Annotated in this window: 24 protein-coding genes and 1 pseudogene; 11 read left to right on the forward strand and 14 right to left on the reverse strand. The window is 66.5% G+C overall.

Annotated features, from left to right (window positions below; all coding sequences use genetic code 11):
- The first annotated feature begins 226 nt into the window (after positions 1–226).
- A complete protein-coding gene (locus tag U7114_RS18400; RefSeq protein ID WP_323058153.1) occupies positions 227–1,336 on the forward strand; it encodes an FUSC family protein in 1,110 nt (369 codons plus the stop codon).
- Here U7114_RS18400 and U7114_RS18405 read toward each other — a convergent pair.
- The 5 genes from U7114_RS18405 to U7114_RS18425 form a co-directional block, all read right to left on the reverse strand.
- Positions 1,286–2,092 (reverse strand): SDR family NAD(P)-dependent oxidoreductase, encoded by an 807-nt coding sequence (locus U7114_RS18405; protein ID WP_157239551.1) that lies wholly within the window; start codon positions 2,090–2,092, stop codon positions 1,286–1,288. The genes U7114_RS18400 and U7114_RS18405 overlap by 51 nt on opposite strands.
- A gap of 68 nt (positions 2,093–2,160) precedes the next feature.
- Complete coding sequence (locus U7114_RS18410) at positions 2,161–4,050, reverse strand: IucA/IucC family siderophore biosynthesis protein (RefSeq protein WP_323058154.1); 1,890 nt, start codon at positions 4,048–4,050, stop codon at positions 2,161–2,163.
- On the reverse strand, positions 4,047–4,616 hold the full coding sequence (locus tag U7114_RS18415; RefSeq protein WP_323058155.1) for a GNAT family N-acetyltransferase: 570 nt from the start codon (positions 4,614–4,616) through the stop codon (positions 4,047–4,049). The genes U7114_RS18410 and U7114_RS18415 overlap by 4 nt, the downstream gene beginning before the upstream one ends.
- Positions 4,613–5,983 carry a lysine N(6)-hydroxylase/L-ornithine N(5)-oxygenase family protein gene (locus U7114_RS18420; RefSeq protein WP_323058156.1) on the reverse strand — a complete coding sequence of 457 codons (1,371 nt, stop codon included), beginning with the start codon at positions 5,981–5,983 and terminating at the stop codon, positions 4,613–4,615. The genes U7114_RS18415 and U7114_RS18420 overlap by 4 nt, the downstream gene beginning before the upstream one ends.
- Positions 5,980–7,635 (reverse strand): aspartate aminotransferase family protein, encoded by a 1,656-nt coding sequence (locus tag U7114_RS18425; RefSeq protein WP_323058157.1) that lies wholly within the window; start codon positions 7,633–7,635, stop codon positions 5,980–5,982. Before U7114_RS18425 ends, U7114_RS18420 begins: the two co-directional genes overlap by 4 nt.
- A gap of 331 nt (positions 7,636–7,966) precedes the next feature.
- Between U7114_RS18425 and U7114_RS18430 the strand changes: the two genes are divergently transcribed.
- Entirely contained in the window at positions 7,967–8,284 is a 318-nt protein-coding gene (locus U7114_RS18430; RefSeq protein ID WP_321215154.1) for a hypothetical protein, read from the forward strand.
- An 89-nt stretch (positions 8,285–8,373) separates the two neighbouring features.
- Here U7114_RS18430 and U7114_RS18435 read toward each other — a convergent pair whose 3' ends face one another.
- From U7114_RS18435 to U7114_RS18460, 6 genes are all read right to left on the reverse strand, one after another.
- A complete protein-coding gene (locus U7114_RS18435; RefSeq protein WP_157239560.1) occupies positions 8,374–8,703 on the reverse strand; it encodes a GNAT family N-acetyltransferase in 330 nt (109 codons plus the stop codon).
- A gap of 236 nt (positions 8,704–8,939) precedes the next feature.
- Positions 8,940–10,253, reverse strand: coding sequence for an acyltransferase (locus tag U7114_RS18440; RefSeq protein ID WP_323058158.1), 1,314 nt, complete (start codon positions 10,251–10,253; stop codon positions 8,940–8,942).
- 152 nt (positions 10,254–10,405) lie between these two features.
- On the reverse strand, positions 10,406–11,257 hold the full coding sequence (locus tag U7114_RS18445; protein ID WP_157239563.1) for a class II fructose-bisphosphate aldolase: 852 nt from the start codon (positions 11,255–11,257) through the stop codon (positions 10,406–10,408).
- The gene (locus U7114_RS18450; RefSeq protein WP_321215152.1) at positions 11,257–12,723 is read right to left on the reverse strand and encodes a GntP family transporter; all 1,467 of its coding nucleotides are present in this window, start codon (positions 12,721–12,723) and stop codon (positions 11,257–11,259) included. The genes U7114_RS18445 and U7114_RS18450 overlap by 1 nt, the downstream gene beginning before the upstream one ends.
- A 70-nt stretch (positions 12,724–12,793) precedes the next feature.
- Positions 12,794–13,693 (reverse strand): NAD(P)-dependent oxidoreductase, encoded by a 900-nt coding sequence (locus U7114_RS18455; RefSeq protein ID WP_323058159.1) that lies wholly within the window; start codon positions 13,691–13,693, stop codon positions 12,794–12,796.
- 44 nt (positions 13,694–13,737) lie between these two features.
- The gene (locus U7114_RS18460; protein WP_323058160.1) at positions 13,738–15,216 is read right to left on the reverse strand and encodes a four-carbon acid sugar kinase family protein; all 1,479 of its coding nucleotides are present in this window, start codon (positions 15,214–15,216) and stop codon (positions 13,738–13,740) included.
- A gap of 159 nt (positions 15,217–15,375) precedes the next feature.
- Here U7114_RS18460 and U7114_RS18465 point away from each other — a divergent pair, with 159 nt between their 5' ends.
- Both U7114_RS18465 and U7114_RS18470 read left to right on the forward strand, forming a co-directional pair.
- Entirely contained in the window at positions 15,376–16,098 is a 723-nt protein-coding gene (locus U7114_RS18465; protein WP_323058161.1) for a FadR/GntR family transcriptional regulator, read from the forward strand.
- Between the two features lie 105 nt (positions 16,099–16,203).
- Complete coding sequence (locus U7114_RS18470) at positions 16,204–16,416, forward strand: dodecin (RefSeq protein WP_139027623.1); 213 nt, start codon at positions 16,204–16,206, stop codon at positions 16,414–16,416.
- Between the two features lie 84 nt (positions 16,417–16,500).
- Here U7114_RS18470 and U7114_RS18475 read toward each other — a convergent pair whose 3' ends face one another.
- Positions 16,501–16,716, reverse strand: a complete 216-nt coding sequence (locus tag U7114_RS18475; RefSeq protein ID WP_157239572.1) for a hypothetical protein — start codon at positions 16,714–16,716, stop codon at positions 16,501–16,503.
- Positions 16,717–16,844: 128 nt separating this feature from the next.
- Entirely contained in the window at positions 16,845–17,747 is a 903-nt protein-coding gene (locus U7114_RS18480) for a helix-turn-helix transcriptional regulator (RefSeq protein ID WP_323058162.1), read from the reverse strand.
- Between the two features lie 193 nt (positions 17,748–17,940).
- On the opposite strand from U7114_RS18480, the gene U7114_RS18485 reads away from it, so the two are divergent.
- The 6 genes from U7114_RS18485 (at position 17,941) to U7114_RS18510 (ending at position 22,673) form a co-directional block, all read left to right on the forward strand.
- The gene (locus U7114_RS18485; protein WP_157239574.1) at positions 17,941–18,762 is read left to right on the forward strand and encodes an aldo/keto reductase; all 822 of its coding nucleotides are present in this window, start codon (positions 17,941–17,943) and stop codon (positions 18,760–18,762) included.
- A gap of 26 nt (positions 18,763–18,788) precedes the next feature.
- Entirely contained in the window at positions 18,789–19,760 is a 972-nt protein-coding gene (locus tag U7114_RS18490) for an aldo/keto reductase (RefSeq protein ID WP_157239576.1), read from the forward strand.
- Complete coding sequence (locus U7114_RS18495) at positions 19,754–20,782, forward strand: NAD-dependent epimerase/dehydratase family protein (RefSeq protein WP_323058163.1); 1,029 nt, start codon at positions 19,754–19,756, stop codon at positions 20,780–20,782. Before U7114_RS18490 ends, U7114_RS18495 begins: the two co-directional genes overlap by 7 nt.
- An 81-nt stretch (positions 20,783–20,863) precedes the next feature.
- Positions 20,864–21,697, forward strand: a complete 834-nt coding sequence (locus U7114_RS18500; RefSeq protein WP_323058164.1) for an aldo/keto reductase — start codon at positions 20,864–20,866, stop codon at positions 21,695–21,697.
- Between the two features lie 133 nt (positions 21,698–21,830).
- Complete coding sequence (locus U7114_RS18505) at positions 21,831–22,097, forward strand: GlsB/YeaQ/YmgE family stress response membrane protein (protein ID WP_104996554.1); 267 nt, start codon at positions 21,831–21,833, stop codon at positions 22,095–22,097.
- A gap of 111 nt (positions 22,098–22,208) precedes the next feature.
- Positions 22,209–22,673 carry a YtxH domain-containing protein gene (locus U7114_RS18510; protein WP_323058165.1) on the forward strand — a complete coding sequence of 155 codons (465 nt, stop codon included), beginning with the start codon at positions 22,209–22,211 and terminating at the stop codon, positions 22,671–22,673.
- Between the two features lie 210 nt (positions 22,674–22,883).
- Here the strand turns inward: U7114_RS18510 and U7114_RS18515 are convergent, their stop codons facing one another.
- Positions 22,884–23,741, reverse strand: a complete 858-nt coding sequence (locus U7114_RS18515) for a putative protein N(5)-glutamine methyltransferase (RefSeq protein WP_323058166.1) — start codon at positions 23,739–23,741, stop codon at positions 22,884–22,886.
- Between the two features lie 117 nt (positions 23,742–23,858).
- On the opposite strand from U7114_RS18515, the pseudogene U7114_RS18520 reads away from it, so the two are divergent.
- Positions 23,859–24,838 (forward strand): annotated as a pseudogene (locus U7114_RS18520) (lactonase family protein).
- Positions 24,839–24,844 lie beyond the last annotated feature (6 nt).

Here is a 24,844-nt window from a genome sequence, read left to right on the forward strand (position 1 = left end):
TCGCACTCCGGCGGAACCGGTCCTGCCGGTCCGGAGCCCCGTCTTGCGGCCCACGCCCAGAAGGCCCGCCCTCGTGTTTCCTTGGAGGAAGCACGAAGGGGCGGGCCTTTGGCGTACCGGCCGGAATGACGTTCCGAGTCCTGCGCCGGGCAGTGGAAATGACGGGCCCTGCCCCACGGTGATAACTTCCAAAAGGCCGTACTGGAACAGCAAGAGGTGATAAGTCATGGAACGCGTCCTCGTGCAGGTGCGCGCGCTCCATCGGCTGGAACCGGCCAACAATGACCATTTGGCGGCGTTGCGCGTTGCCCTCAGCGTTGCGGTTCCGTCACTCCTGCTCCTGGCCACAGGTCGTTCAGACCTCATGATTTATGCCGTCTTTGGTGCCCTGATCGGCATGTACGGGCGCTCAGAGCCGCACCAGCTCCGGCTCCGGCACCAGTCCCAGGCCGCCGTCGTCCTGCTGGGCGGTGTGGCGGTGGGCGTGTTCCTGTCCGTCAACCATCTCCACTCATGGTGGCTCGTGGGAGTGGAGGCTGTCCTCGCCGGCGTCGGATCCCACTTCGCGGACCGCGTGCGGCTCAAGCCCAACGGACCGTTCTTTGGGATCCTCGCGCTGGGAGCCTGCGCCTCAGTGCCCACTGTGGTTCCGTGGCAGGTGGCCATGCTGATCGCCGCAGGGTCTGCCGCGTTCTCCATGCTGGTGGGCTTCGGCGGCTGGATCCGCCGCAGGTCCTGGCAGCGCGGCGCCGTCCGGGCTGCTCCGGCCGTGAGCCCCGCCGGGCACCGGGAGATGCTGGTGCATGCCTCCCGGTACGTCCTGGCAGTGGGTGCGGCCGGCACTGTGGGCGTCCTGACGGGCAGCGGGCATCCGCACTGGGCCATGGCCGCGGCTGCGGTGCCGCTGGCCGGGGCCGACCTTCCGAGCAGCGTCCGGCGGGGCATCCACCGGATCGTGGGGACGTTCGTGGGACTGGGGGTCACCGCCGCCGCCATTCTTCCGGTGCCATGGTCCTTGGCGGGCCTGTTCCCGGGCCGGCAGGCCGTGGTGCTGGCGCTCCTGGTGATCCTCTTCCAGTTCACCACCGAGCTGTTCATGACCCGCCACTACGGCCTGGCCATGGTTTCCTTCACGCCGGTCATTTTGCTGATGACCCAGCTCGCAGCCCCCGCCGACCCGGCGGTCCTGATCCTGGAGCGCGCTGTGGAGACCATGGTGGGGGCGCTGGTGGGAATCGGCGTGGTGGTGGCTGTCCGGCGGGCGGGGTCGCGCCCGCCGTCAGCATTATTCGGGTTTCCGTCCCTGTTTCGGCTTCCGCGGCGGCCCCGCCATTAGCTTTGCCGGCGCCACCCGGGCAACGGCCGCCACCACCTTGTACCTCTTGGAGGGGATGGACACCGCCTTGCCCCGGGCATTGTCCGCCAGGCCTTCCCGCACCACCCGCTCGGCATGCAGCCAGGCCCAGGACGGCGCCACCGACTTGTCCATGCCCATCCGGTCGTGGAACTCCGTGTGGGTGAAGCCCGGGCACACCGCGGTGACCTTGATGCCCTGTTTGCCGTAGGCCAGGTTTGCCCAGCGGCTGAAACTCACCAGCCAGGCCTTCGCCGCGGAGTAGGTGCCCCGCGGCAGAAAAGCGGCGATGCTGGCCACGTTGATGATCCGGCCCTCGCCCCGCTCCAGCATGCCTTTGAGCGCGGCATGGGTAAGCTCCATGGCGGTTTCCCCGTGCAGCTTGAGGTGTTTCTTCTCCTCCGAGATGTGGTTGTCCTCGAAGTTGTGCAGCAGGCCGATTCCGGCGTTGTTGACAAGGATCCCCACCGGACGCCGCGCATCGGACAGACGTTCGACGACGGCGGCCACGCCGGCGTCGTCCGTCAGGTCTGCGGGAAGCACCTCGGCAGTGGTTCCGTAGCGCCGTTCCAGGCCCGCCGCTGCTTCCTCGAGGCGGGCCCGGTTCCGCGCAACCAGCACCAGGTTGCAGCCCTGGGCGGCCAGCTGGCGCGCGAACTCGGACCCCAGCCCCGCGCTGGCCCCCGTGACGAGGGCTGTTGTCCCGGAAAGATCCTGCTGGGGGTGCGGCGTGGTCATACTGCAAGCCTAGCGAGGCGCCGATCTCCCGTCCCGGTCCACTGTCCGTGTGGTGCCAGGCGTGGTCCTCAGGCGAACCTCGCCAGCGGATTGGCCAGGCGTCCTGCCATCTGCAGCCCGCCGGACGGGTCTGCCAGGTCCAGCATCTGCTGGTTGTTGCGCAGCTGCAGCCGGTTCAGGCAGGACAGCTCGAAGTCGGCGGCAAAGAGGTCATGCCGGGCGAACTGGCCGGCAAGTTCCGGGTGCTGCCCCTGGTAGTCCTTGACCGCAGCGGCGGCAATCCGCCAGAAGTCGTCCTGGCCCAGCCTTCCGTCCCCGTCCAGGAGCGCGGCCAGGAAACGGAAAATGCAGTCGAAGATGTCCGTGAAGACGGCCAGCACCTTCTGGCCGTCCGGGATCTCCGCCCGGATCCGGGATACATCCTCCGGCAGGTCCAGCCGGTCCCCCATCACCACGATTTCCTCGGCGATGTCCTTCATGACGGCCCTGACGGGTACGCCGTTTTCCAGCACCAGGATCACGTTCTCGCCGTGCGGCATGAACGCCATCTCATACCGGAAGAGGCAATGAACCAGTGGAACCAGGTAGGCCTCGAAATACCGCCGCAGCCAGTCCCCTGCCGGCAGGCCGGAGCGCTCGATGAGCGCCGAAACCATGGGCCTACCGCTCGCGTCAACGTGCAGGAGCGAGGCCATGGTGGCCAGCTGCTGCCCGTCCTGCAGCAGCGGCAGGGGGCTTTCGCGCCATAGGGCGGAGAGCATCTTCCGGTACGGCGAACCGCCCGCAGCGCCTGCCTCGTAGTAGCCGTTGTGGTAGCCGATGGCGGCGACCTCGCCGATCATGGTGAACCCGCGGCGCTGAAGTGCATCGTCCGCCTCGATCAGGTTCCGCAGCCAGTCGTTGATGGCCGGGGTGGCCTTCATGTACTCCGGCGACAGCCCGCGCATGAAGCCCATGTTCAGCACGGACATGGCCGTCTTGACGTAGTGGCGGACGGGGTCGCTGGTGTTGAAGAAGGTCCGGATCGACTGCTGCGCCTGGTAGCTGTCCGTCCCGGCGCCCAGGTGGACGATGCGCTGCCGGGCGATGTCCGCCGCGAACGTGACCGTGAGCTTGTTCTCCCACTGCCAGGGATGTACCGGCATGAGGAAGTACTGGTCCGGATCGAGACCCTGCAGCTGCAGTTCAGCGGTGAAGGTGCCCAGCAGGGATCCGAGTTCGGCCTGCAGGTGCGCCCGGTAGTCCAGCCTTTCCGATGCAGTGAAGACGGCGCGGGTGCGGTGCACGGCGATCCACTCCAGCTGCACCGGGGCGCCCGTTTCCGGTGCGAAGGCGTGGTAGTCGCTGATGCCGAAGCCCAGGCGGCCGTTATTGGCAACAAAGCAGGGGTGGCCCTCGGTCATGCTGCGCTCAATGGCCTGGAAGTCGGCCGCCGGGTCCTCGCCGCCGGTGATCCCTGCCGCGAGTTCAGCCGCCGTCGGCTGGCCGGCCCACTGCTTGTAGGCGTGGCTCGCCAGGGTGCTGCCGACCTCCTCGAGGTACACGGGGAGCATCTGGAGGTTGATGCCCAGCATTCCGTGGAACCCGGTGATGAACTCCAGCACGTCCAGCGGCGCCTCGGTGCCGCCCCGGAAGTGCCGGATGGAGCCGGGATCGATGGCCCAGTGGTCCATGCTTAGGATCCGGGCGCTGAACTGGTACTCGGAGGTGCCGTCATCGCTGCGGACCCGGTAGCAGCCGCGCCCGTCCGCCCCGGCCCCGCCAGGCTTACCTCCCACCGGTTCCGGGGTGAGGATCCGTTCGTGGGAGAACTCGGCGAGTGCCTTGCGGAGCAGGTGCCGGTTGGCGTTGTCCCACCTTTCGCCGGTGAGATGCGGTACAGGGCCTGGATGCGGTGCAGGGCCGGCGGAGGGCTGCCCGGGGGTGGTTGTGGCGGCGGGATCGAGATCGATAGTCATAGTGGTGCTCCCTGGGTTACGGGCGTAAGGGCGGGCAGAAGGGACGTTCGGGCGGCCAGGTAATCGTCGCGGCTGCAGAAACTCAGCAGCGCGTCCTTGTCCGGAAGGGTGACCGCCCCGGCGGGCTGGAAGCCCAGGCGTTGATTCAGGGCGTGGATCCTGGTGTTCCGGATATCCGGCTCCACCACGATGCGGGCCACTCCCGGCGTGCTGAAGAGTCGTGCCAGGACGGCGTCCATCACCGCGGCGGTGTAGCCGCGCACGGGTGCGGCCGACGGCGGGGCCACCAGCAGGTGCATCCCCACGTCCCCGGGAAGGACGGGGTACACACCGGCCAGCGGCGAGGACGCGGGAAGGTACTCCTCCATCAGGAAGGCAGGGACGCCGCCGTCGAGCCCCAGCACCGCGTGGTGGTGGCCGCTCGCTTGGATGTTCCTGTATTCCTGCACCACGTCCTCCACGCTGGCGGACGGCATGCCCCAGAACGAGGCGTAGGGCTGGGTCACCCAGCTGTGAAGGAGCGGCGCGTCGGCTTCGGCGTCGAGGCAGCGGAAGGTGAATGTCATGCCGGCACCGGTCCGCAATCCAGCGGAGAGCCAACCGCAGCCGGCGACCCGAACTGCTGGAACGCAATGCTGCGCTCCACGGGGTACACCTCGCGGCCGGTCATTTCGCGCAGGATGCAGGAGTTGCGGTAGGCGCCCATGCCCAGGTCCGGGGTGGCGAACCCGTGGGTGTGCAGCTCGGCATTCTGGACGAAGATCTCGCCGGGTTGGACGCCGGTGCTGTAGTTCCGGTCCACGGCGAACCTGCCCGCGCTGTCCCGGTCGATGCGGTCCCGGATGCCGGCGAGGAAACCTGGTTCCTGGTAGCCGTAGCCGGTGGCCAGCACCACCGCTTCGCTGTCCAGCGTGTAGGACGTGCCCTGCTCCGCGTGTTCCAGGTGCAGGGTGTGCGTCCCGGCCCCGGGGTTCCAGTAGGCAGCGGTCAGGCTCGAGTGGGTCAGCAGCCGGGTGTCCACCATTCCGGAGATGCTCTTGGTGTAGAGCAGGTCGTAGATAGCGTCGATCAGGTCCGAATTGATGCCTTTGTAGAGGTTTTTCTGGGCCTTGTTCAGGTAATCGCGCTGGTGTTGCGGGAGGGCGTGGAAGTAGTCCACGTACTCGGGCGAAGTCATCTCAAGCGTCAGCTTGGTGTATTCAAGCGGGAAGAACCTGCCGGAGCGGGTCACCCAGTTCAGCTGGTACCCGTGGGCGTCCGATTCCTGGAGCAGTTCGTAGTAGATCTCGGCGGCGCTCTGGCCGCTGCCCAGGATGGTGATGCTGCGCTGCTGCTGCAGTTCTGCCTTCCGCGCCAGGTAGTCGGCGGTGTGGAGGACCACTCCCCCGGCTCCCGCACGTGAATCGGCCACGATCCCTGCCGCAGCCCCGGGCACGTACGGGGAGGTGCCCGTGCCCAGCACCAGCCGCCGCGCCAGCAGCACCTCAGGCCCTCCCGGACCGGAGACGGAAAGCCGGTACACTCCGTCGTCGTACGTTACATCCAGCACAGCTGTGCCAAATCGGACGCCGGGCAACTGCCCGGCCACCCACTGGCAGTACTGGTTGTACTCCGCCCGCAGCGGGTAGAAATTTTCCCGGATGTAGAACCGGTAGAGCCTGCCGGCCTGCTTGAGGAAGTTCAGGAATGAGTATGGCGAGGTGGGATCGGCCAGGGTGACGAGGTCGGCCATGAAGGGCACTTGCAGGTGGGCGGGCGCCAGCATCATCCCGGGGTGCCAGTCAAAGGATTCCCTGCGTTCCAGGAAGATGCCGTCCAGCCCTTCCACCGGTTCAGCCAGCGCCGCGAGGCCCAGGTTGAAGGGCCCGACGCCGACCGCGGCGAAGTCGTAGATCCTGCGCCTGCCTGCCTTTTGGGTGGCGGTGTTGCTCATGCGGTCGCCTCGCTGCGCAGCAGCCCGGCGCCCGTGCGGCGCAGGAAGTTGATGATGCCGGAAATGTCCTCCAGCGTGGCCTCGGCGTTGAGGAGCGTGAACTTCAGGTAGTGCCGGCCGCCCACCGTGGTTCCGGCAACCACCGCTTCCCCGGAGGCGAAGACCGCCGCCCGGATGGCCGGGTTGAGGGCATCCGCCGCGTCCTCGCTGATCCGGTCGCCGCTGTCCAGGCGGGGCCGGTACCTGAAAACCAGGGTGCTGAGCCGGGGCGGGGCGGCGAGTTCGAAGGCGTCGTCGGCGGCGAGGAGCTTGCCCACGCGTGCGGCGAGGTCGATGGCTTCGTCGAACAGGGCGCCAATGGCGTCCGCGCCCATGATGCGCAGGGTGAGCCACAGCTTCAGGGCGTCGAACCGGCGGGTGGTCTGGATGCTCTTGTCCACCTGGTTGGGGATGGCTGCCAGCGCGGCGCTGTGCGGGTTCAGGTAGTCCGCATAGTAGGTGACGTGGCGCAGCATGGTCCGTTCGCGCACCAGCAGGGCGCTGGAGCTGACCGGCTGGAAGAAGGTTTTGTGGAAGTCGACGGTGACCGAGTCGGCAAGCCCTGTGCCGTCAAGGAGGTGCCGGTAGCGGCCGGAGACAATGAGGCCGCCGCCGTAGGCAGCGTCCACGTGGAACCATGCCCCGTAGGCCCGGGCCAGTGCGGCGAGCTCCGGGAGCGGATCGACAGCGCCGAAGTCCGTGGTGCCCGCGGTGGCCACCACCGCCATCGGGGTCAAACCGGCGTCCCGTGCGCCGGCCAGGGCCTCGGCGAGGGCGGCAGGATCCATCCGGTGGTCCGGCGTGCAGGGGACGGTGACGACGGCGTCGAACCCCAGGCCCAGCATTGATGACGACTTCTGGATACTGAAGTGGCTGTCCTCGGACGTGAAGATCCGCAGCGTGTCCAGCAGCGCCGGAAGCCGGAGCCCGGCGCGGGCAGGGTCCTGCCGCAGGCCGGCAACGGCATGGTTGCGGGCGATCAGCAGGGCCTGCAGGTTGGACTGGCTGCCGCCGGAGGTGAAGATGCCGTCCGAGGCGTCACCAAGGTCCAGCCGTTTTGCGGTCCAGTCAATAAGCCGGCGTTCGATCATGGTGGCGCCTGCACTCTGGTCCCACGTGTCCATGGAGGAGTTCACCGCGGACAGGACCGCTTCGCCCACCAGCGCCGGGATGACCACGGGGCAGTTGAGGTGGGCGGCGTACCTGGCGTCGTGGAAGTACACGGCATCGCGCAGGTACACATCCTCGAGTTCCTGGAGGGCGGCGGCCGTGTCCGGCAGGGGTCTTTCGAGGTCCACGGCGCCTACGCGGGCCTCCAGTTCGGAGGGTCCGACGCCGGTGAACGGCCGGGCGGTCCGCTCAAGTTTCGTGGCAACGGCCGTTACGCCCTGCAGCACCTGGGCCACATACCGCGGCGAGTTGCGTGCGTTGAGGAGGTGGTTGCTGGCCGCCAGCGCGAGTTCCACACGCGAGCCGAAGTCCCTGCCGCCAGGTTCCTGAACTGGGGTCTGATGGTTTGGCCGGTCATGGTTTGGCCGGTCATGGCTCGTCGCTCCATTGGTGTTGGGCGGATCATCCATTTCCAGCTCGTCAAGGCGGGGCAGCAGCGGCACTGGTTTTCCTTCGGTCGGCATTACATCGAACAAAGGCAAGCCTTACTTAGGTAACCCTTTTAATCAAACTTTTGTGATGTATTTAGCGAAGGAGTCGTGAAACTGCCCTGCGCGGGCCCTTTTCGGCGTCATTGACTGGCAGCCGGGGCAGTCCTGCTGCAAAATAACCGGCCGGCCGGAAGCGGGCAAGATGCACTGAGGGCGCAAGCGTCAATTTGGCGAACAATTAGTAAGCATGCTTTGCTTATGGGGTAAATGAACCTCCGCAAGCAGTTCGCGGCGGGGCTGCCAACGCCGGCAGCTTCGTGAAAGAAGCCCAAGGATGAACATCATGACCAGCGTTATTGAAGACCAGCTTACGGTGCCCGGGGAGCCTGACGCAGGAGCAGAATCTTCTTTGGGCGTCACCCGGCCCGCGGATATGGGCTTGCTGGTCACACTCAATTCACGGATGCACTGCCGCGCCCCGATGCAGCTGGTGGACCCGGAGGCACTCCCTGTTCGCATGCCCGTTTATGTGGACGGAACCTCGGTGGTCCCGGTGGGCATGGGCCTGGGAGCTGCTTCGGAGCACGTGGAGACGTACCGCTGTGCCTGCGGCTTCACCATCGACGTCCCGGTCCTCGCCGAACACGCACTCGCCAGCTGACTGCTGGGAAACGCCCCTCGGCGGGCTCCCCGACGGCGCTGGATCGGCTGGTCCCCCTCAGCCGTCCGGCTCAAGTGTTCAGGAGCGGATCAGCTGTCCGGCCAATCCACGTATTGCTCGTACCCCTCGTGCTTACGAAGGTAGCCGGCGATGAACGGGCAATGCGGAATGATCCGCTTTCCTGACGCCACCACGTCGTCGAGCGCAAAGTGGGCCAGGACACGTCCCAGTCCCTGCCCTTCGAATTCCTCGCCGGTCTCCGTGTGGGAGAAGTCTATGTGGCCCGGCAGGTCCCGGTAGAAGGACTGGACGGCGAGGACATCACCCACGTGAAGCTCATAACGGTGCTGCGCATCGTTGCGCCGCACAGAGACGTCGGGGGCGAACTTATCCTCGCTGGACATCGTGTTCTCGGTCATGGTTCGACACTGGCACTACTTCACTCCGCTGGCAATGCCTCCGCCCCGGTGTCCTGCCCGGCCGGAAGGAGTCCGGTGCGTTGGAGCCAGGACTGGATGTCAGCTCCCGCTTCGCGGACGGTGGTTCCGAGCCCGCTCTCAGTTGTTCCGCCGCCGCCATGACGGGCATGCAGCCCGGCGAAGCCGCCCGGGCCGCGATTCCTCCGGCCAAGTAGTTTGGCTAGCGGGAAGTTTGGCTAGCGGGACATTTCCGTTGCCGTGGGAGCGGATCCGGTCCGCAGCGGGCGCCGCACCCCGTGAAGCAGCACCAGTGCCAGGAGGAAGCAGGCTGCCCCGGCCCCCAGCAATCCCAGCGTCAGCCCATTGATTGCGGCCCCTACCGCGGCGGGGGTGAAGACCACCACGACGGCGGCCGCCACCGCCATGGCGGGCGGACGGCGGCCCTGAAGTGCCGCCGTCGGCCGATCCTCCAGGCGGCCGAACGCCGCCACCGCCGGAAGCAGCAGCAGGAGCAGTGACAGCAGGACCACGGGGCGCGACCACCACCACTCCGCGGTTCCGGCGGCGGGCTTGGGGACGGAGGTGAGGAGGAGCAGGCCTGACATTGCCACCAGCAGGGGAAGGTGCCACAGGTACACGGTCAGCGAACGGCCGCCCGCCACCCGAAGCAGCGTCCGTACCCATCCGAGGGAGCAGAGCGGAACCAGCGCAGGCCGGGCAAGTTCGATCAGGGCGGCCTGCGAAATACCCAGGAGGAAGAGGGTCAGGTTCGGCGGGTTGAGGTTCACCAGCATGTTCCCGGAGTACAGGCCCAGGGCAGCGACGAGGCCGAGCAGGAGGTTCGCGGCGAGGATGAGCGCCAGCAGGCCGGACTTGGAGAGCCTGGCGAAGCGGCCGTCGGCGGCCAGGAACCCCAGCTGCTGCACCGCACACCAGAGGAATACCAGGTTGGCATATGCGAGCAAGGGCAGCGTTCCGCGAAGGCAGTCCACGGCCACCACGAGGGCAGCAAGGACCCCAATTGCCAGCCAGGGGCTCCGCGCATGGAAGGCGGCCAGGAGCGGAATGGAAAGCTGCGCCGCCAGGTACGCCGCGAGGAACCAGAGCGGCATCCCGGCCCCGGCTGCCATCAGCTCCACCACCTGCGGATGCACGCCAAGCAGCCCGGCCGTCCAGAGCCCAAGGAACATTACCGCCAGCAGGGCAGCGGCGGGGCGCACCATCCGCAGGAGCCGTGCCTGGAGGAACTCAGCGGCGGTGCCGCCCCCGGCCTTGAGCCGTTGCCAGGACTGCAGGCCCGTGGTGCCGCCGGCAACAAAAAACAGCGGCATGACCATGAACACCCAGATCACGGGTTCAAACCAGTCCTGCTCGGCCAGGGTGTTGTGGGTAGTGACCGTTCCGTCCGGATGCAGGACGGGGCTACCCATCATGGAGTGGCCGACCACCACCAGTGCCAGGCAAAAGAACCGGACGAGGTCAAGCACCTCGTCGCGGGTGCCCGCCGGACCGGGCTGCGAAGATGTCCCCTGCTCCTGTGCGCCGCCCATGTTCATTCCTTTGCGGTAACTGCTCGTTACAGCTCCATTGTGCGCCCGGAAGCAGGCTCAGGTTAAGGGTGAGCTTGAGGAGGGCGCCAGGACACAAGAAGGAGGGAGGCCAGGATCATGGTTGATCCCGGCCTCCCTCCCCTGCGGAAATCTCAACGCGTGAGCGTCGCCAGCGTGGTGGTTGCGAAGTCGCGGGCGGAGCTGTTCCAGTGGCCCAGGAGCGCCTGCAGGTTCTCGCCGTCGGCGCGGTGGCCCGGTAGCTGCTCCTCCAGTGTGGCCAGGACGCCGGTGCGGAGCTCCGTGTTGAAATTGACCTTGCCAACGTTCATGGAGGCCGCCTTCACCAGCTCCTCCGCCGGGATTCCGGAAGCGCCGTGCAGGACCAGCGGAAGGTGCGTGCGCACCGCAATGTCCTGCAGCACGTCCCAGCGCAGCTGCGGCTCGCCCTTGTATTTACCGTGGACGTTTCCGACGGCGACAGCCAGCAGTTCCGCGCCGGTACGGGCCACAAAGTCCTCCACCAGGGCGGAGTCGGTGAGGCCGGCCACGGCGACGCCGGACTGGTCCGCGCTGAAGGCGCGGTCCTCGTCGCCGGCGAGCCCGCCAAGCTCGGCTTCAAGTACCACGTCCGGCCCCAGCAGCGCACGGGCCGCCCGGACCAGCGCAATGTTGTCCTCGTAAGGGAGGGAGGAACCGTCGGCGAGGACGGAATCCGCCCCTGCCGCAACGGCGTCGGCCATCACCCGAAGGTCCGTTGCGTGGTCAAGCTGCACCGCCACCGGGACGGACGCAGCGTCAGCGAGGCCACGGAGGGCACCGACGAGGCGCAGGCCGTTCGACGTGGCGGCAGTCTTCGGGGCCACCAGCAGGATGACGCCGCGGCCGGATTCCTCCGCCGCTGCCACCACGGCCAGCGCCGTCGTGAAGTCGTAGCAGGTGAAGGCCGGGATGGCGGAACCCTGCTGGAGGGCGGCGGTCACCAGGCGGTCGAGTCGGGTACGCATCAGACGCCCAGGCCTCCCACCAGGATCCAGGCCATGAAGGTCAGGACGAAGCCGGCCAGGCCCAGGATGGTGGTCAGGACGGTCCACGTCTTCAGGCCGTCCGAAACAGTGAGTCCGTAGTAGCGCACCACGGTCCAGAACCCGGCGTCGGTGACATGGGACAGGCCGAGCGAACCGAAGCCGATGGCGATGACGATCACGGCGATCTGGGCCGGGGTGTAGCCGCCTTCCATCACGGCGGACGTCAGCAGGCCGGTGGTGGTCACGATGGCAACGGTGGCCGAACCCTGCGCGGCGCGAAGGGCCAGGGAGATGACGAAGCCAAGGGCGATGACGGGCAGGCCCAGGTGGTCCAGGGTCTGGGAGAGGGCGGCGCCGATCCCGGAGGTGCGGAGGACTTCACCGAACACGCCGCCGGCGGCAACCACCATCAGGATGGAGGCGATGGGGGGCAGGGCGCCCTCGAAGATTTCGCCGGTTTCCTTCAGCGACCAGTTGCGGCGGACGGCCAGCAGGAAGAAGGACAGCGCAACGGCCACCAGCAGCGCGAAGAACGGGTTGCCGATGAACGCGGCCAGGCCGTACCAGGAGTTGTCCTTGGGGATGGAGAGGGTGCCCAGGGTGCCAAGGAGGATCTGCACAATCGGGGCGGCGATGAGGAAGATGATCAGGCCGGGACGGGGCGGGGCAACAGCCATGGCGCCGGGGCCGTCGTGGCCTACCTTGACCAGCGAGTCGGAGCCGAATTCTTCAACCTGTGCCTTGACGGACGGGAGGAGCTCGTACTCCTTGCGGTTCATGATGCTGGCAACCCAGTAGGACAGGAAGCCCAGGGGAATGCAGATGGCCAGGGAGATCAGGGTGATGAGTCCGATGTCGGCACCGAAGACGCCGGCACCTGCCACGATGCCGGGGTGCGGCGGAACGGCCACGTGGATGGCGAGCATGATGCCGGCCATGGGCAGGCCGAACTTGACCGGGTGCACCTTGGCGATCTTGGCGAAGGCGTAGACGATGGGGACCAGCACAATGACGCCGACTTCGAAGAAGACCGGAATGGCCACCAGGAAGCCGACGGCGGTGAGGGCCACGGCAACCCGCTTGGCGCCGAGCTTTGCGGTGAAGTGGGCAGCGAGGGACTGGACGCCGCCGGACACCTCGATCATGCGGCCCAGGACGGCGCCGAGTGCGATCAGCAATGCCACCTTGCCCATGGTGCTGCCGACACCGTTGGCGACAACGGTGAAGACGTCCTTGAGCGGGATCTGGGCAGCGACGGCAACCAGGATGCTGACGGTGAGCAGGGCAACGAAGGCCTGGATCTTGAAGCGGATGATCATGACCAGCAGCACGGCAATGCCGAGGGCTGCGATGGTCAGGAGCAGCGGAGTGCCAAGCTCCACTGCGGGTTTGATGGCTGGAGTTTCAGCCGCCCGCGCGATCAGCGGGTGCATCAGGTGGTTCATTTCGGGGTGTCTCCTTTGACAGGCCGGTCTTCCGGAAGACCGGCCATCAGGCGCTGGTTGAGGAAAGTGGCTACGCGGTGCGCTTTGTGGGCGCAACGACCTTGATGACGGCGGAGTCGTCGGCGGCGGCGAGGCCCTGGGCCTGGCCCAGCAGGTAGAGCTGCTCGGCAGCAGCGGCAACCGGGGCTGCCAGGCCGGCGGCACGGGTGGCCTTGCCCACGATGCCCATGTCCTTGACGAAGATGTCCAGGCGGGAGAGGACCTCGGCGCCTTCCTCGTTGTAGGCCTCAAGGATGCGCGGCCCGCGGTTGGACAGCATGAACGAGCCCGCGGCGCCGGCCTCGAGGGCGGCGAGGGTCTTGGCCTGGTCCAGTCCGAGGGCGTCGGCGAGGGCCATGGCTTCGGCCGCTGCGGCGATGTGCACGCCGCAGAGGAGCTGGTTGACGGTTTTGAGGGCCTGTCCGTCGCCGGGCTTGTCGCCCACAACGGTCAGGGTGGAAGCCAGCAGGTCCAGCGCGGGGGCTGCCTTTTCGCGGGCTTCGGGGGAAGCGCCGACCACGATCAGCAGGTCGCCTTCGCCGGCGCGCTTGGGGCCTCCGGACAGCGGTGCGTCAACGAGGTCCACGCCGTATTCGGCGAGCTTGGCCACCGTGGCGGGGATGGCTTCGGTGCCCACGGTGCTGCCAAGGATGACGACGGCGCCGGGCTCAAGCACGGAGGCCACGCCGTTCTCGCCGAAGAGGACGTCGTTGAGCTGCTCGCCGTTGCGGACGGCCAGGAGCACGGCGTCGGCACCCTTGGCGGCTTCGCGGGCAGAGGCGAAGGTGGCGATGCCGGCTTCTTCGGCGAGCTTCAGGCGCGGTTCGGCGATGTCGAAGCCGTGGACTGTCAGCTGGGACGCGAGGCGGGTGGCCATGGGCAGGCCCATGGCGCCGAGGCCCAGGACTGTGACGGTGTAGTTGCTGGTCATGGTGTTCTCCATTGAATGTGTGCGGAATCGGGAGCCGGTGGGGGTTAGAAGGTGTTGCTGAGCTTGCGGGTGACGTCGGCCAGTGACTGGTCGTCGCCCACGTTGCCGGCGAAGACGATGTACGGGATGCCCTTGGCGGGGCCGTCCACCGGTTCCCAGAGCGAGACGATGCCGGGAAGCATGGGGCCGCGGACAATGGCGTGCCGGATTTCCAGGCCGTGGGCGGCCACGTCGGAGGAGGTGATTCCGCCCTTGGCGATGACGAACCGCGGCGGGAAGGTCTTCAGTGTCCGGTTCACCACGGCGACGACGGCGGCGGACACGGTGCGTGCGATCCGCAGGCTTTCTGCCGGGTCGTCTGTCTTGATGAGCAGGCGGCTGGTGTGGACGATGACGTCCCCGCCGTGGAGGGCCTCGACGACGGCGTCCACCGTCTGGTCCAAGTGGCTGGCGGATTCCGGGCCGAGGAGCTTTTCGACGTCGATCTCCACGATGCGTGCGGCGCTGTGCTGCTCCGTCAGGGCCTTGAGCTGGCGGGTGGTGACGCCGACGTGGGAGCCGACGACGATCAGGCCGCCTGCTTCCGACGGTGTGTTTCCGGCGTAGGCTTCCGCACCGCTGAGTTCGGCGCGGATTTCCTGGCCGATCCGGGCACGGCCGAAGGGAGGGCCTACGCGGTAAAGGAGCTTCTTGCCGCGCCGTTCGGCTTCTTCCAGGCCGAGGGACAGGGCACGGAGGTCGTTTTCGGTCACGATGTCCGCCACGATGGGGGTGGAATCGGTGGCCCGTTCGATTGCGTCGGCGATGGCGTTGGCAGAGATGGCAGGGTCCTGGGCTGCCGCGCCGGCGCGGATGATGTTCAGGTCCAGGACGATGACCGTGTCCGCGGCGAAGCGGCCCTTGGACTTCTCTTCGACGTAGTCAGCCATTACGGAGGTGGAAAAGCCGAAGGTGGCGTCCTTGGCGAACTCTGTTTCGGACACCGGGATGAGGGTGCCGGCCGCGTCTGCGGTGCCGCGCATGTAATGGACGCCGCCGATGGTGACCCGCCCGGCGTCGGGGAAGGCTGGAACCAGCACAACGCCGTCGGTTTTTTCCCCGCTGACGTCCGATACTGTGGCGGCGATGACGTCCGGCTCCAGGGGGTAGTGGCCGCGGAGGGTGGAATCGCTGCGGCTGACGAAGCCAAGGCGCAGTTCTTCCGGGGAACCCGCTGCTGCGAGGGCATTGCGGACCACCTCCTCATTGCGGGCGGCAGCCTCGGCAGGGTCCAGGCTGCGGGTGTTCGTGAGGACGTAGACGGCAGGCTTCGACTGGCTGAAAGCCCAAATGAAGTCTTCCACGTCCCAGCGGGTGAGCACGGGCAGGTCTGCCACGGACTGCGTTCCGGTGGGGTCGTCGTCGAGCACGACCAGGACACGCGGGGTCTCCGCGTTGGAGGCAGCCAGGGTGCTGGCTACCAGTTCGGCGGGAATCCGGACCTCGGCCGGATACGCGGCCAGGACGTCTGCTTCAAGCGTCACAGTGCACTCCGTTGTGTATGGATCCTCTGACGGATCCTGATGTAAAAGGCAGGTGTAAGATGTCAGACATCTTGCATTTGGTTTTTAGTGTGGCACAGGACATAACGACGCGCAAGTAGACTTGTCTGACATATCCAATGAGGGAATAACGGGGGCAGCATGGCGAGGCAATCACTGGTGGGCCAGGTGGCCGACGAGCTCCTGGACCGCATCATCGCCGGTGAGTTCCCGCCCGGCGCCACCGTCCCCGGCGAGCATGAGCTCAGCGCCCGGCATGAGGTCAGCCGGATGACGGTCCGCGAGGCCATGAAAACGCTCCAGGCGCAGCGGATCCTGAGCGTCGAGCGGGGCCGGGGCACGTTCGTGAACCCCCTCAACCGCTGGGCATCGCTGGAGGCCGTGCTGCGCGCCGCTTCCGAGGGCAAGAACGAGGCTGACGCTTCCATCCAGCTCATCGAACTGCGGCGCATGCTGGAAGCCGGCGCCTGTGAACTGGCGGCGGGAAGGATCAGCGACGCTGAGATCCAGGCCCTGCACGGCTATGTGGCGGCCATGCGTGCCGCCCACGAAGTCAATGACGTGGCCGCGTTCGTGGCCGCGGACCTGGCTTTCCACGACCTGATCCTGCATGCCTCGGAGAACGTCTTCGTGGCTGTGCTGTTCGAGCCGCTGCACCGGGTGCTGGAAAAGCGGCGCACTGAAACCTCGGCCGTCCGTGAGATCCAGGAGCATGCGATCCGGCACCACCAGAACATTGCCGAAGCGCTGGAGTCGCGGGATGCCACCCGTTCTCGGCAGGCCATGGACGCGCACATGCAGCAGACCCTGGACGACCTGAAAAACCTGGTGCTCGAGGCGAAGCAGGCCGCGGGTTCGGCCTGACGGCGGTGCGGAACATCGGATAAGGGCTGGTCAACGTTCTGGAAGTGCCACTAGTCTTCAAGGACCGCCCGCAACCGGGAGCACCGTTGATCACGAGGAGCGAAGTTGTCCAACCACACGTACAGCATTTCTGAAATCGTCGGCACGTCGGACCAGGGAGTGGACGACGCCGTCCGCAACGGGATCGCCAAGGCTTCCCAGACCCTCCGCAACCTTGACTGGTTCGAGGTCAAGGAGATCCGGGGCCACCTCGAAGAAGGCAAGATCGCCGACTGGCAGGTCACCATCAAGATCGGCTTCCGGCTGGAAGAGCACTAACTCCCGCCCAACTGACTCGCAGCAGACGTCGCGAAACCGTGTTTTGACGACGTCTGCTGCGAGTCAGTTGGCGTTTAAGCGGGCCTAGTTCGCCGAGACGGTGCCGGCCGAGCGGCGCCGCCAAACGGTTGGAATGCCGTCGAACGCGGGAAAAACCTGTCCTTCGAAGAAGGACAGGACGGTGTGCGGATCGTGGTCCGGGCTCCACAGGCCCGACGCCGGGCAGTGCGAACCGGTGGCGGTGGAGGGGGCGTCGGCGGCGGCAGCCTGGCGTTCCTTGAGCAGTGCGATGCGTTTCATCGTTGAGACCATCCTTGGTGGAGAAACCTTGCTCCTCCAGCCTAGGAAAAGTGCAATCTTTCCCCAATGGGCTCGTGGCCAGAAACACCCGCCTCAACTGGCCAAAAGTACAACGGCTCCGGCCGCCGTCACTCCCCGCTTTCCGCCGTGGCCGGAGCGGTGTTGCGGTCGGATTCACGTTCGGCCGCCGGCTGGGGTGCTCCCAGGCTGCCGAGCAGTGCAAGGGCGTCGGCCGACGGCGAAGCGGCCCGGGCCGAATACACCCGAAGCGTCTGGTCGGGATCGTCCGGGAGGACAAGGTTTTCAAAGTTCAGTTCCAGGTCCCCGACGGCGGGGTGGTGCAGGCGCACGCTTCCTGCCGACCGGGTGGCCACCCGGTGCCCGGCCCACCATTGGCGGAAGTGCTCGCTATGGACAGCGAGTTCGCCCACCAGCTGGTTGGCCTGGGCATCGTTGGGGTGGCGGCCTACATCCAGCCTCAACGCTCCGGCCGCTTCCGCCGCCACGGTTTTCCAGTCACGGAAGAGCTCGCGGGCTGACGGGTCAAGAATGAGCCAGCGGGTCAGGTTGCGTTCGGCAGCCGGCAGCGCGGGGAAATCCGCGAACAGCAGGAAGGCCATCCTGTTGCCGGCGAGGACGTCACTGCGCCGGCCCAGCACCATGGCCGGAACGTCGCCCATCGCCTCCAGGAGCTGCCGCAGCGCCGGACGGACAGCCTGGGCGGCCGTTGTGCTGAACCTCGCGGACCCGGCACAGTTTTCCAGCAGGTCCATCATGTGCGCATGCTCGCTGCCGTCCAGCCGCAAGGCCCTCGACACTGCCTCAAGGACCGTCCGCGACGGATGGATGTTCCGGCCCTGCTCCAGCCTGACGTAGTAGTCGGTACTCACCCCTGCCAGCCGGGCGACTTCTTCGCGGCGGAGGCCGGGAACCCGGCGGGCACCGGAGGTGGGTCCCGCACCGGCGTCCTCAGGGCTCAGGCGGGACCGCATGGCTTTGAGGAATTTTCCGAACTCCGCGCTTTGACCCATGCAGACCATTGTGCCCGCCATGGTGGCTCTCTCCTACAACGAAGGTAGGACTGGGAGTCCTAGGAAAAACAGAATCAGGTTCCCCTGCTGACTTCCCGGCCAAAAGTGCATAGGCTCAAAAGCGAGCCAGCGGAAACCGCTTTCTCCCGTCGAGTCAACGGCACCCCACCCCCGCATGTTTCAAGGAGCCCCAATGTCAGAGCTGACACTGAACAACGGCGTCACCATCCCCCAGCTTGGTTTCGGCGTCTTCCAGGTACCGCCGGAGGACACGCAGCGGACCGTGGAGGACGCCTTCGAGGCCGGATACCGCCACATAGACACGGCCGCCGCCTACCGGAACGAGGCGGGCGTGGGTGCCGCGATCGCGGCTACCGGCATTCCGCGCGAGGACATCTTTGTAACCACCAAGCTTCGGAACGGCGAGCAGGACCGCGCGCAGGAAGCGTTCCAGAACAGCCGCAAAGCCTTGGGCCTCGACTACGTTGACCTCTACCTCATCCATTGGCCCGTCCCGTCGCAGGACTTGTACGTCCAGGCATGGAAGGAGATGGAACGGCTCTACGAGAACAACCAGATCCGCGCCATAGGCGTTTCCAACTTCCTCGCCGAGCACCTGGACACCCTGCTGGAGTCCTCGGAGATCGTCCCGGCCGTCAACCAGATCGAACTGCACCCCAGCTACCAGCAGGCAGACCTTGCGGCCAAGTGCCGGGGCCTTGGCATCGCCGTGGAGGCCTACAGCCCGCTGGGACAGGGCGGAGACCTGAACGGCAATGCGGTGACCGGCATCGCCAACGCCCACAATGCCACCCCGGCGCAGGTGGTGCTCGCCTGGCATCTGGCCGCGGGAAACATCGTGATTCCCAAGTCCAGCCAGGCCGCCCGGATCCGGGAGAACTTCGCTGCCTCCGCCCTCACCCTCTCCGACGAGGAGCTTGCCGCCATCAGCGCCCTTGAGTCCGGGGCCCGCATCGGCTCCGATCCCGCCGTCGCCGCCTTCACGCAGCTGTAGAACCACCAAACCCAAAGGATTCAGCCATGCAGTACACCCACCTGGGCCGCTCCGGCCTGAAAGTCTCCCGCCTTTGCCTCGGCACCATGAACTTCGGCCCGCAGACCGAGGAAGCGGACGCCCACTCCATCATGGACTCGGCCCGCGAGCAGGGCATCAACTTCTTCGACACTGCCAACGTCTATGGCGGCGCCGGCCACCGCGGCTGGACCGAAGAAATCATTGGCCGCTGGTTCGCCAAGGGCGGCGAGCGCCGCGAGCACACGGTCCTGGCCACCAAGCTTTACGGCACCATGACGGACCGCCCCAACGAGTCCAAGCTCTCCGCCCTGAACATCCGCCGCGCCCTCGACGCCAGCCTGAAGCGCCTGCAGACGGACTACATCGACGTCTACCAGTTCCACCACATCGACCGGGACACCCCGTGGGACGAAATCTGGCAGGCCATCGAGGTGGCGGTCCAGCAAGGGAAGATCCTCTACTCGGGCAGCAGCAACTTCGCCGGCTGGCATATTGCCCAGGCCCAGGAGGCGGCCAGGCGGCGCAACTACACCGGCCTGGTGAGCGAGCAGTCCATCTACAACCTGTTCATGCGCCAGGTGGAGCTGGAAGTGATCCCGGCGGCCCAGCAGTACGGGCTGGGGCTCATCCCCTGGTCGCCGCTGCAGGGCGGGCTCCTGGGCGGGGTATTGAAGAAGGAGCGCGACGGCGTCCGGCGCACCGAGGGCCGTGCAGCCGAAACACTCAAGAAGCATGAAGACCAGATCCGGCAGTACGAGGATTTCGCCGATGAGCTGGGCCACGAACCGGGCGACATCGCCCTTTCCTGGCTCCTGCACCAGCCTGCCGTCACGGCACCCATCGTGGGACCGCGCACCCAGGAACAGCTCGACGCCGCCGTCAGGGCATTGGACGTAACCCTGGACGCCGACACCCTCAAACGATTGGACGACATCTTCCCGGGGCACCGTACGGCACCGGAAGACTACGCGTGGTGAACCCCTCCACCCCTGACGCCGGTACGGTGGCGCCGAGGAACATCCTGTTCCTCGGCGGCACCGGCGTCATCAGTGCGGCGGCCGCAGAACGCGCCGTCGCACTGGGGCACCGGCTGACCATCCTCAACCGGGGCCGGTCCACAAGGCCGGTTCCCGAAGGGGCTGAAACCCTCACCGCGGACGTGCGGGACGCCTCCGCGGTTCGTGACGCGCTGGGCGGGCGCGATTTCGATGCCGTCGCGGACTTCATCACGTACACCCCCGACCACGCCAAGGCCAGCCTGGACCTGTTCACAGGCCGCACCGGGCAGTACGTGTTCTTCAGCTCCGCCTCTGCGTACCAAAAGCCGCCCACCCGGCTTCCAATCCGCGAGTCCACGCCGCTGAAGAACCCGTTCTGGCAGTACTCCCGGGACAAGATCGCCTGCGAGGAACTGTTTTACCAGGCCTACAGAGAGCAGGATTTCCCGCTCACCGTGGTGCGCCCTTCCCACACGTACGACCGCACCAAAATCGCCATGGTGGGCGGCTGGACGGACCTCCACCGGATGCGGGCGGGGCTGCCGGTCATGGTGCACGGGGACGGGACCTCGCTGTGGACACTGACGCACAGCATGGACTTTGCCAAGGCTTTTGTGGGGCTGCTCGGCCTGCCGCAAGCGGTAGGCGAGAGCTACACCATCACATCCGACGAGTACCTGCCCTGGAACCAGATCTACCGGCTGTTCGCCCGTGCAGCCGGTGTTGCGGACCCGGAACTGGTCCACGTTGCCTCCGAAACCATCGCCGCCCACAGCCCGGAGCTGGGACCCAACCTCCTGGGCGACCGCTCCCACTCGGTGGTCTTCGACAACACCAAGATCAAGTCCCTGGTCCCCGGCTACTGCGCCACCATTCCCTTCGCCGACGGCGCACGCGAAATCGTGGACTGGCACGACGCGAACCCTGTCCTCCAGGTGGTTGACCGGGAATTCATGGACCTCAGCGACCGGTTGACCGGCTGGGCCAGGCGGGGTGCCTAACGCCGGGCGGGCAGCGCCGCCTTCCAATATTCCCCGGGCATTCAAGGGCCCGGGGAAGCCGATCCGGGAGAGACTGGTGAAATGACACTTGCACCGCTGATCAAACTCAATGACGGCTACTCCATCCCCCAGGTGGGCCTTGGCACCTGGCCGCTGGACGACGACCAGGCGGCCACCGCCGTCGTGCAGGCCCTGGAAGCCGGCTACCGGCACATCGATACCGCCGTGAAGTACGGCAACGAGCAGGGCGTGGGCAACGGTATCCGGGCCAGCGGCGTGGACCGTGGCGAGCTGTTCATCACCACCAAACTGGACGGCCAATACCAGGGGAACGACAGGGCGGTGGAAGGGCTGGAAGGGTCACTGAAGCGGCTGGGGCTGGATTACATGGACTTGCTGCTTATTCACTGGCCCCTGCCCGCGCGGGACGAGTACATCTCCACGTGGAAGACCTTCGAGCGGCTCCAGGCGGAAGGAAAAGTGCGCTCCATCGGCGTCTCCAACTTCAAACCCTCCCACCTGGAACGGCTGATGGCCGTTACTGACGTGGTCCCCGCCGTCAACCAGATCCAGCTGACGCCGGCGGTCACGCGCGCGGCCGAGCGGGAATTCCATGCAAAGCACGGAATCGTCACCGAGTCCTACAGCCCGCTGGGAGGCGCCGGGGCCAGCCTGCTCGGTGCTCCCATCCTCTTCCAACTAGCCGAAAAGCACGGAAAAACGCCCGGCCAACTGGTCCTTCGCTGGCATGTTCAAAACGGAATTGTAACGATTCCGAAAACGTCGAATCCGGACCGGATGAGGGAAAACCTGGACATCTTCGATTTCGCCTTGGATCCGCAGGATCTAGCGGAATTAGCGGTCCTGGACGAAGGTCCCGGTGCGGGCAATGATTCCGACGTGACAGGGCATTGAAACGGGCCTGAAGTGGGCTTTTCCGGGAACCCGGGGTTGGCAAATAGATAGTAAGCATGATTACTATTGAGGCAGAAGGATGAAGTGCTTCCGGGATCCGGAGGCCTCCTTTATTTAGGAAGAGGAACGAAAAATGGGATTTCTTGCATTTCTGATTCTCGGACTTATTGCTGGTGCGATCGCTAAGGCGATCCTCCCGGGCCGGCAGGGTGGCGGCTGGATCATCACCCTCGTCCTGGGCGTCGTCGGAGCACTCCTCGGCGGCTGGATCGGCGGAATGATCTTTGGCAGCGGACTGCAGGAGTTCTTCTCCCTGCAGACGTGGCTGCTGGCCATCGGCGGCGCGCTTATCGTGCTGCTGGTTTACGGCATGGTCACCAAGCGCGGCGCTCGCGGCTAACTGTCGCGTAAGCCAGGAAACCGGCCTGGGGACAACATCCCCGGGCCGGTTTTCCTATCTCCCGGCCTCTCTGGCCGGAAGTGAAACCTTCTCAGTGAGCAGGAGTTCATCTTGAAAAACAAACTTCTTTTGGGCGTTGGCATTGCCGCCGGGTATGTGCTTGGGTCGCGGTCCGGCAGGGCCGCCTATGACAAGCTCAAGGCACGCGCTGCGGGCATCTGGGACAGCAAGCCCGTGCAGGACAAGGTTGCGGTTGCAACGGAAGCCATCAAGGAAAAGGCTCCCGAGGTCGCGGACCAGTTGAGTGAGGCCGCACGCCGGGCAGGTACGGTGATCGGCTCAGCGGTGCATCGTGAAGGCTCCTCCGGCTCCGGCGGCACCAAATCGTCAACCTCCGACGCCGGCACGACAGCCAGTGCCCCTGGCACCACAGTTCCGGGTACCTCTACCGCTGGAGCTCCAGGCAGGAGCACCCCAAGTGGCGACGACCTTGGCGAGGACCACATCCCCGCGCACTCCACCCACCCGGAAACCTTGAACCTCGGCACCTCCGACGAGACCAATTCAAAGGCCTAGCCCCGGCACACCGTCCGGCCTGTGACGGTCCGTCCCGCTTGACAGCGGAAAAACAGCGGGTCTGTGCTACAACTGAATGGCTTTGCTGGCCGTCGCGATCCTTGGGGGACGCGGCGGCCAGCAGCGTCTTAGCTAAATTGCCGGCCCGCAGGCCTCCCTTCCCGGCCCTAACGGTTCGGTGGGGTCCAGCCGAGCCGCTCTGGACAGGGCTCAGGCTAAAGAAGTGCCAGGCCCGGCAGCGCCAACACCGGCATTGCCAACGCCGGCACTGCCAATAACTACAGTGCCGTCGAGTTCGTCTGAATGGACTGTCCGGACGGCAAGGCCCGCCGCGGCCACAACGGATGCGGTTCCCTCAGCCTGCTGCTCACTGGTCTCAATGAGCAGATGCCCGTCGGAGGACAGCCACTCCAGCGCCCCTGCGGCCACGCGCCGGTGGAAGTGGAGCCCGTCCGGGCCGCCGTCGAGTGCTGTCCGCGACTCATAGAGGCGGGCTTCCGGCGGCATCGTTCTTATCGCATCTGTGGGGACGTAGGGAGCATTCACGGCCAGGACGCGCACCCGGCCTTGGAGCCCGGGCGGAAGCGCGGCAAACAGGTTCCCTTCGTACACGCATCCGCCCACCGGCCCCACGTTGCGGCGCGCGCACTTCACGGCGCCCGGGTCGACGTCTGCAGCATGCAGCTCGATGCCCGGGTCCCGTCGCGCAATGGCCGCCCCGACTGCCCCGGACCCGCAGCACAAGTCAACAACAATGCGGGGTGCAGAAAACCGGCCGCCCTGCAGCAGTCCCACGGCCTCGTCCACCAGCAGCCGGGTCCGGCGCCGGGGCACAAAGACCCCCGGCTCGACAGCGATCCGGTGTCCGTCGAAGCCGGCCCAGCCAAGAATGTACTCCAGGGGCTCGCCCGATCTGCGCCGGCCAACCCAGTCAGCGAGCGCTGCAGGGCCGGGCGCCTCACTGATGAGCAGCCCCGCCTCATCTTCGGCGAATACACATCCGGCGGCCCGCAACGCGGAAACTGTGGCGGCAAACGCGTGGGGCGCGGAGATCCCGGAAACTGGCAAGGGCACACCTTTCTGCGAGCCGGGCGTTTCAACAAGCCGGGCCGGCCTGGGCCGGATGGAGTCCAATGCTAGTCCGCAATTGCACCGCACGGCAGCGCTTGTTGGCAGGATGGACCTATGATCCCGCCTGCACAGGACGATCTCATTTGGACCGGTAGCTACACCGCCGGTGGAGGCGGCCGTGCCGATGGCATCGGCGCCCTCGCCGCGCACGGGGACGGAAGCCTCGAATGGCTGGGAACGGCGGTGAACGCGGATTCGCCGTCGTTCCTTGCCGTTCATCCCGCCTTGCCGGTGGTGTACGCGGTGGCCGAGCAGCGCGGGATGGTCCGGGCTTTCCGCCGCACGGGTGACTTCGGACTGGAGCCGCTGGGTGATTCTCAACCCGCCGGAGATGCAACGTGCCATGTGGCAGTGGACCCCCTGGGCCGCTTCCTTACGTCCGCCTGCTGGGGCGACGGGCAGGTCCTGCTCTATGGATTGGATGACGACGGCGGGATGACAGGCTGCTTCCCGGCGGCACCATCGGTGGATCCGCACGCCGGCCTCGACCCGGGTGAACCTCGGCAAAGCCGGGCCCACGCCAGCCTGATGCTGGCGGACGGACGCGTCATGACGACGGACCTGGGCCATGACACCCTCCGGGTCTGGAACTATGTGCCGGGCACCGGCCTGGTGGCTGACCATGAGGTTGCCCTCCCGTTCGGCAGCGGTCCCCGCCACGTGGTGCAGCACCAGGGCGGCAATGTGCTCGTGGTGTCCGAGTACTCCGTTGAAGTGTTCGTCGTGAGGCCGGAAGCGGGGACATTCGAGGTGATCTTCCGTGGTCCGGCCACCTCCGGCGGCCGGGCTCCGGGCGACTCCGCCGCGGAGATCCCAGTGGCGGAAACTGGCCGCGCCACCACCTGGTCAGGGGAACGTGGCTGCACGTAGCCCACGAGCGGTCGGACAACGTGGCAACGTTCGCCCTGGATGACGTGACCGGCATCCCTACCGGGATGGTCAACGACGTGCAGGTCCCGTCGCCGACTGCCCTGGTCCCCGCCCCGGCGCCGGCCGGCTGGAGGTTCCAAGGGGCGGCCGGCAGGAAGCGCTGAGGCCAA

It is taken from the genome of Pseudarthrobacter sp. C1 (genome assembly GCF_034720455.1).
In the GTDB taxonomy this organism is placed as follows: Bacteria; Actinomycetota; Actinomycetes; order Actinomycetales; family Micrococcaceae; genus Arthrobacter.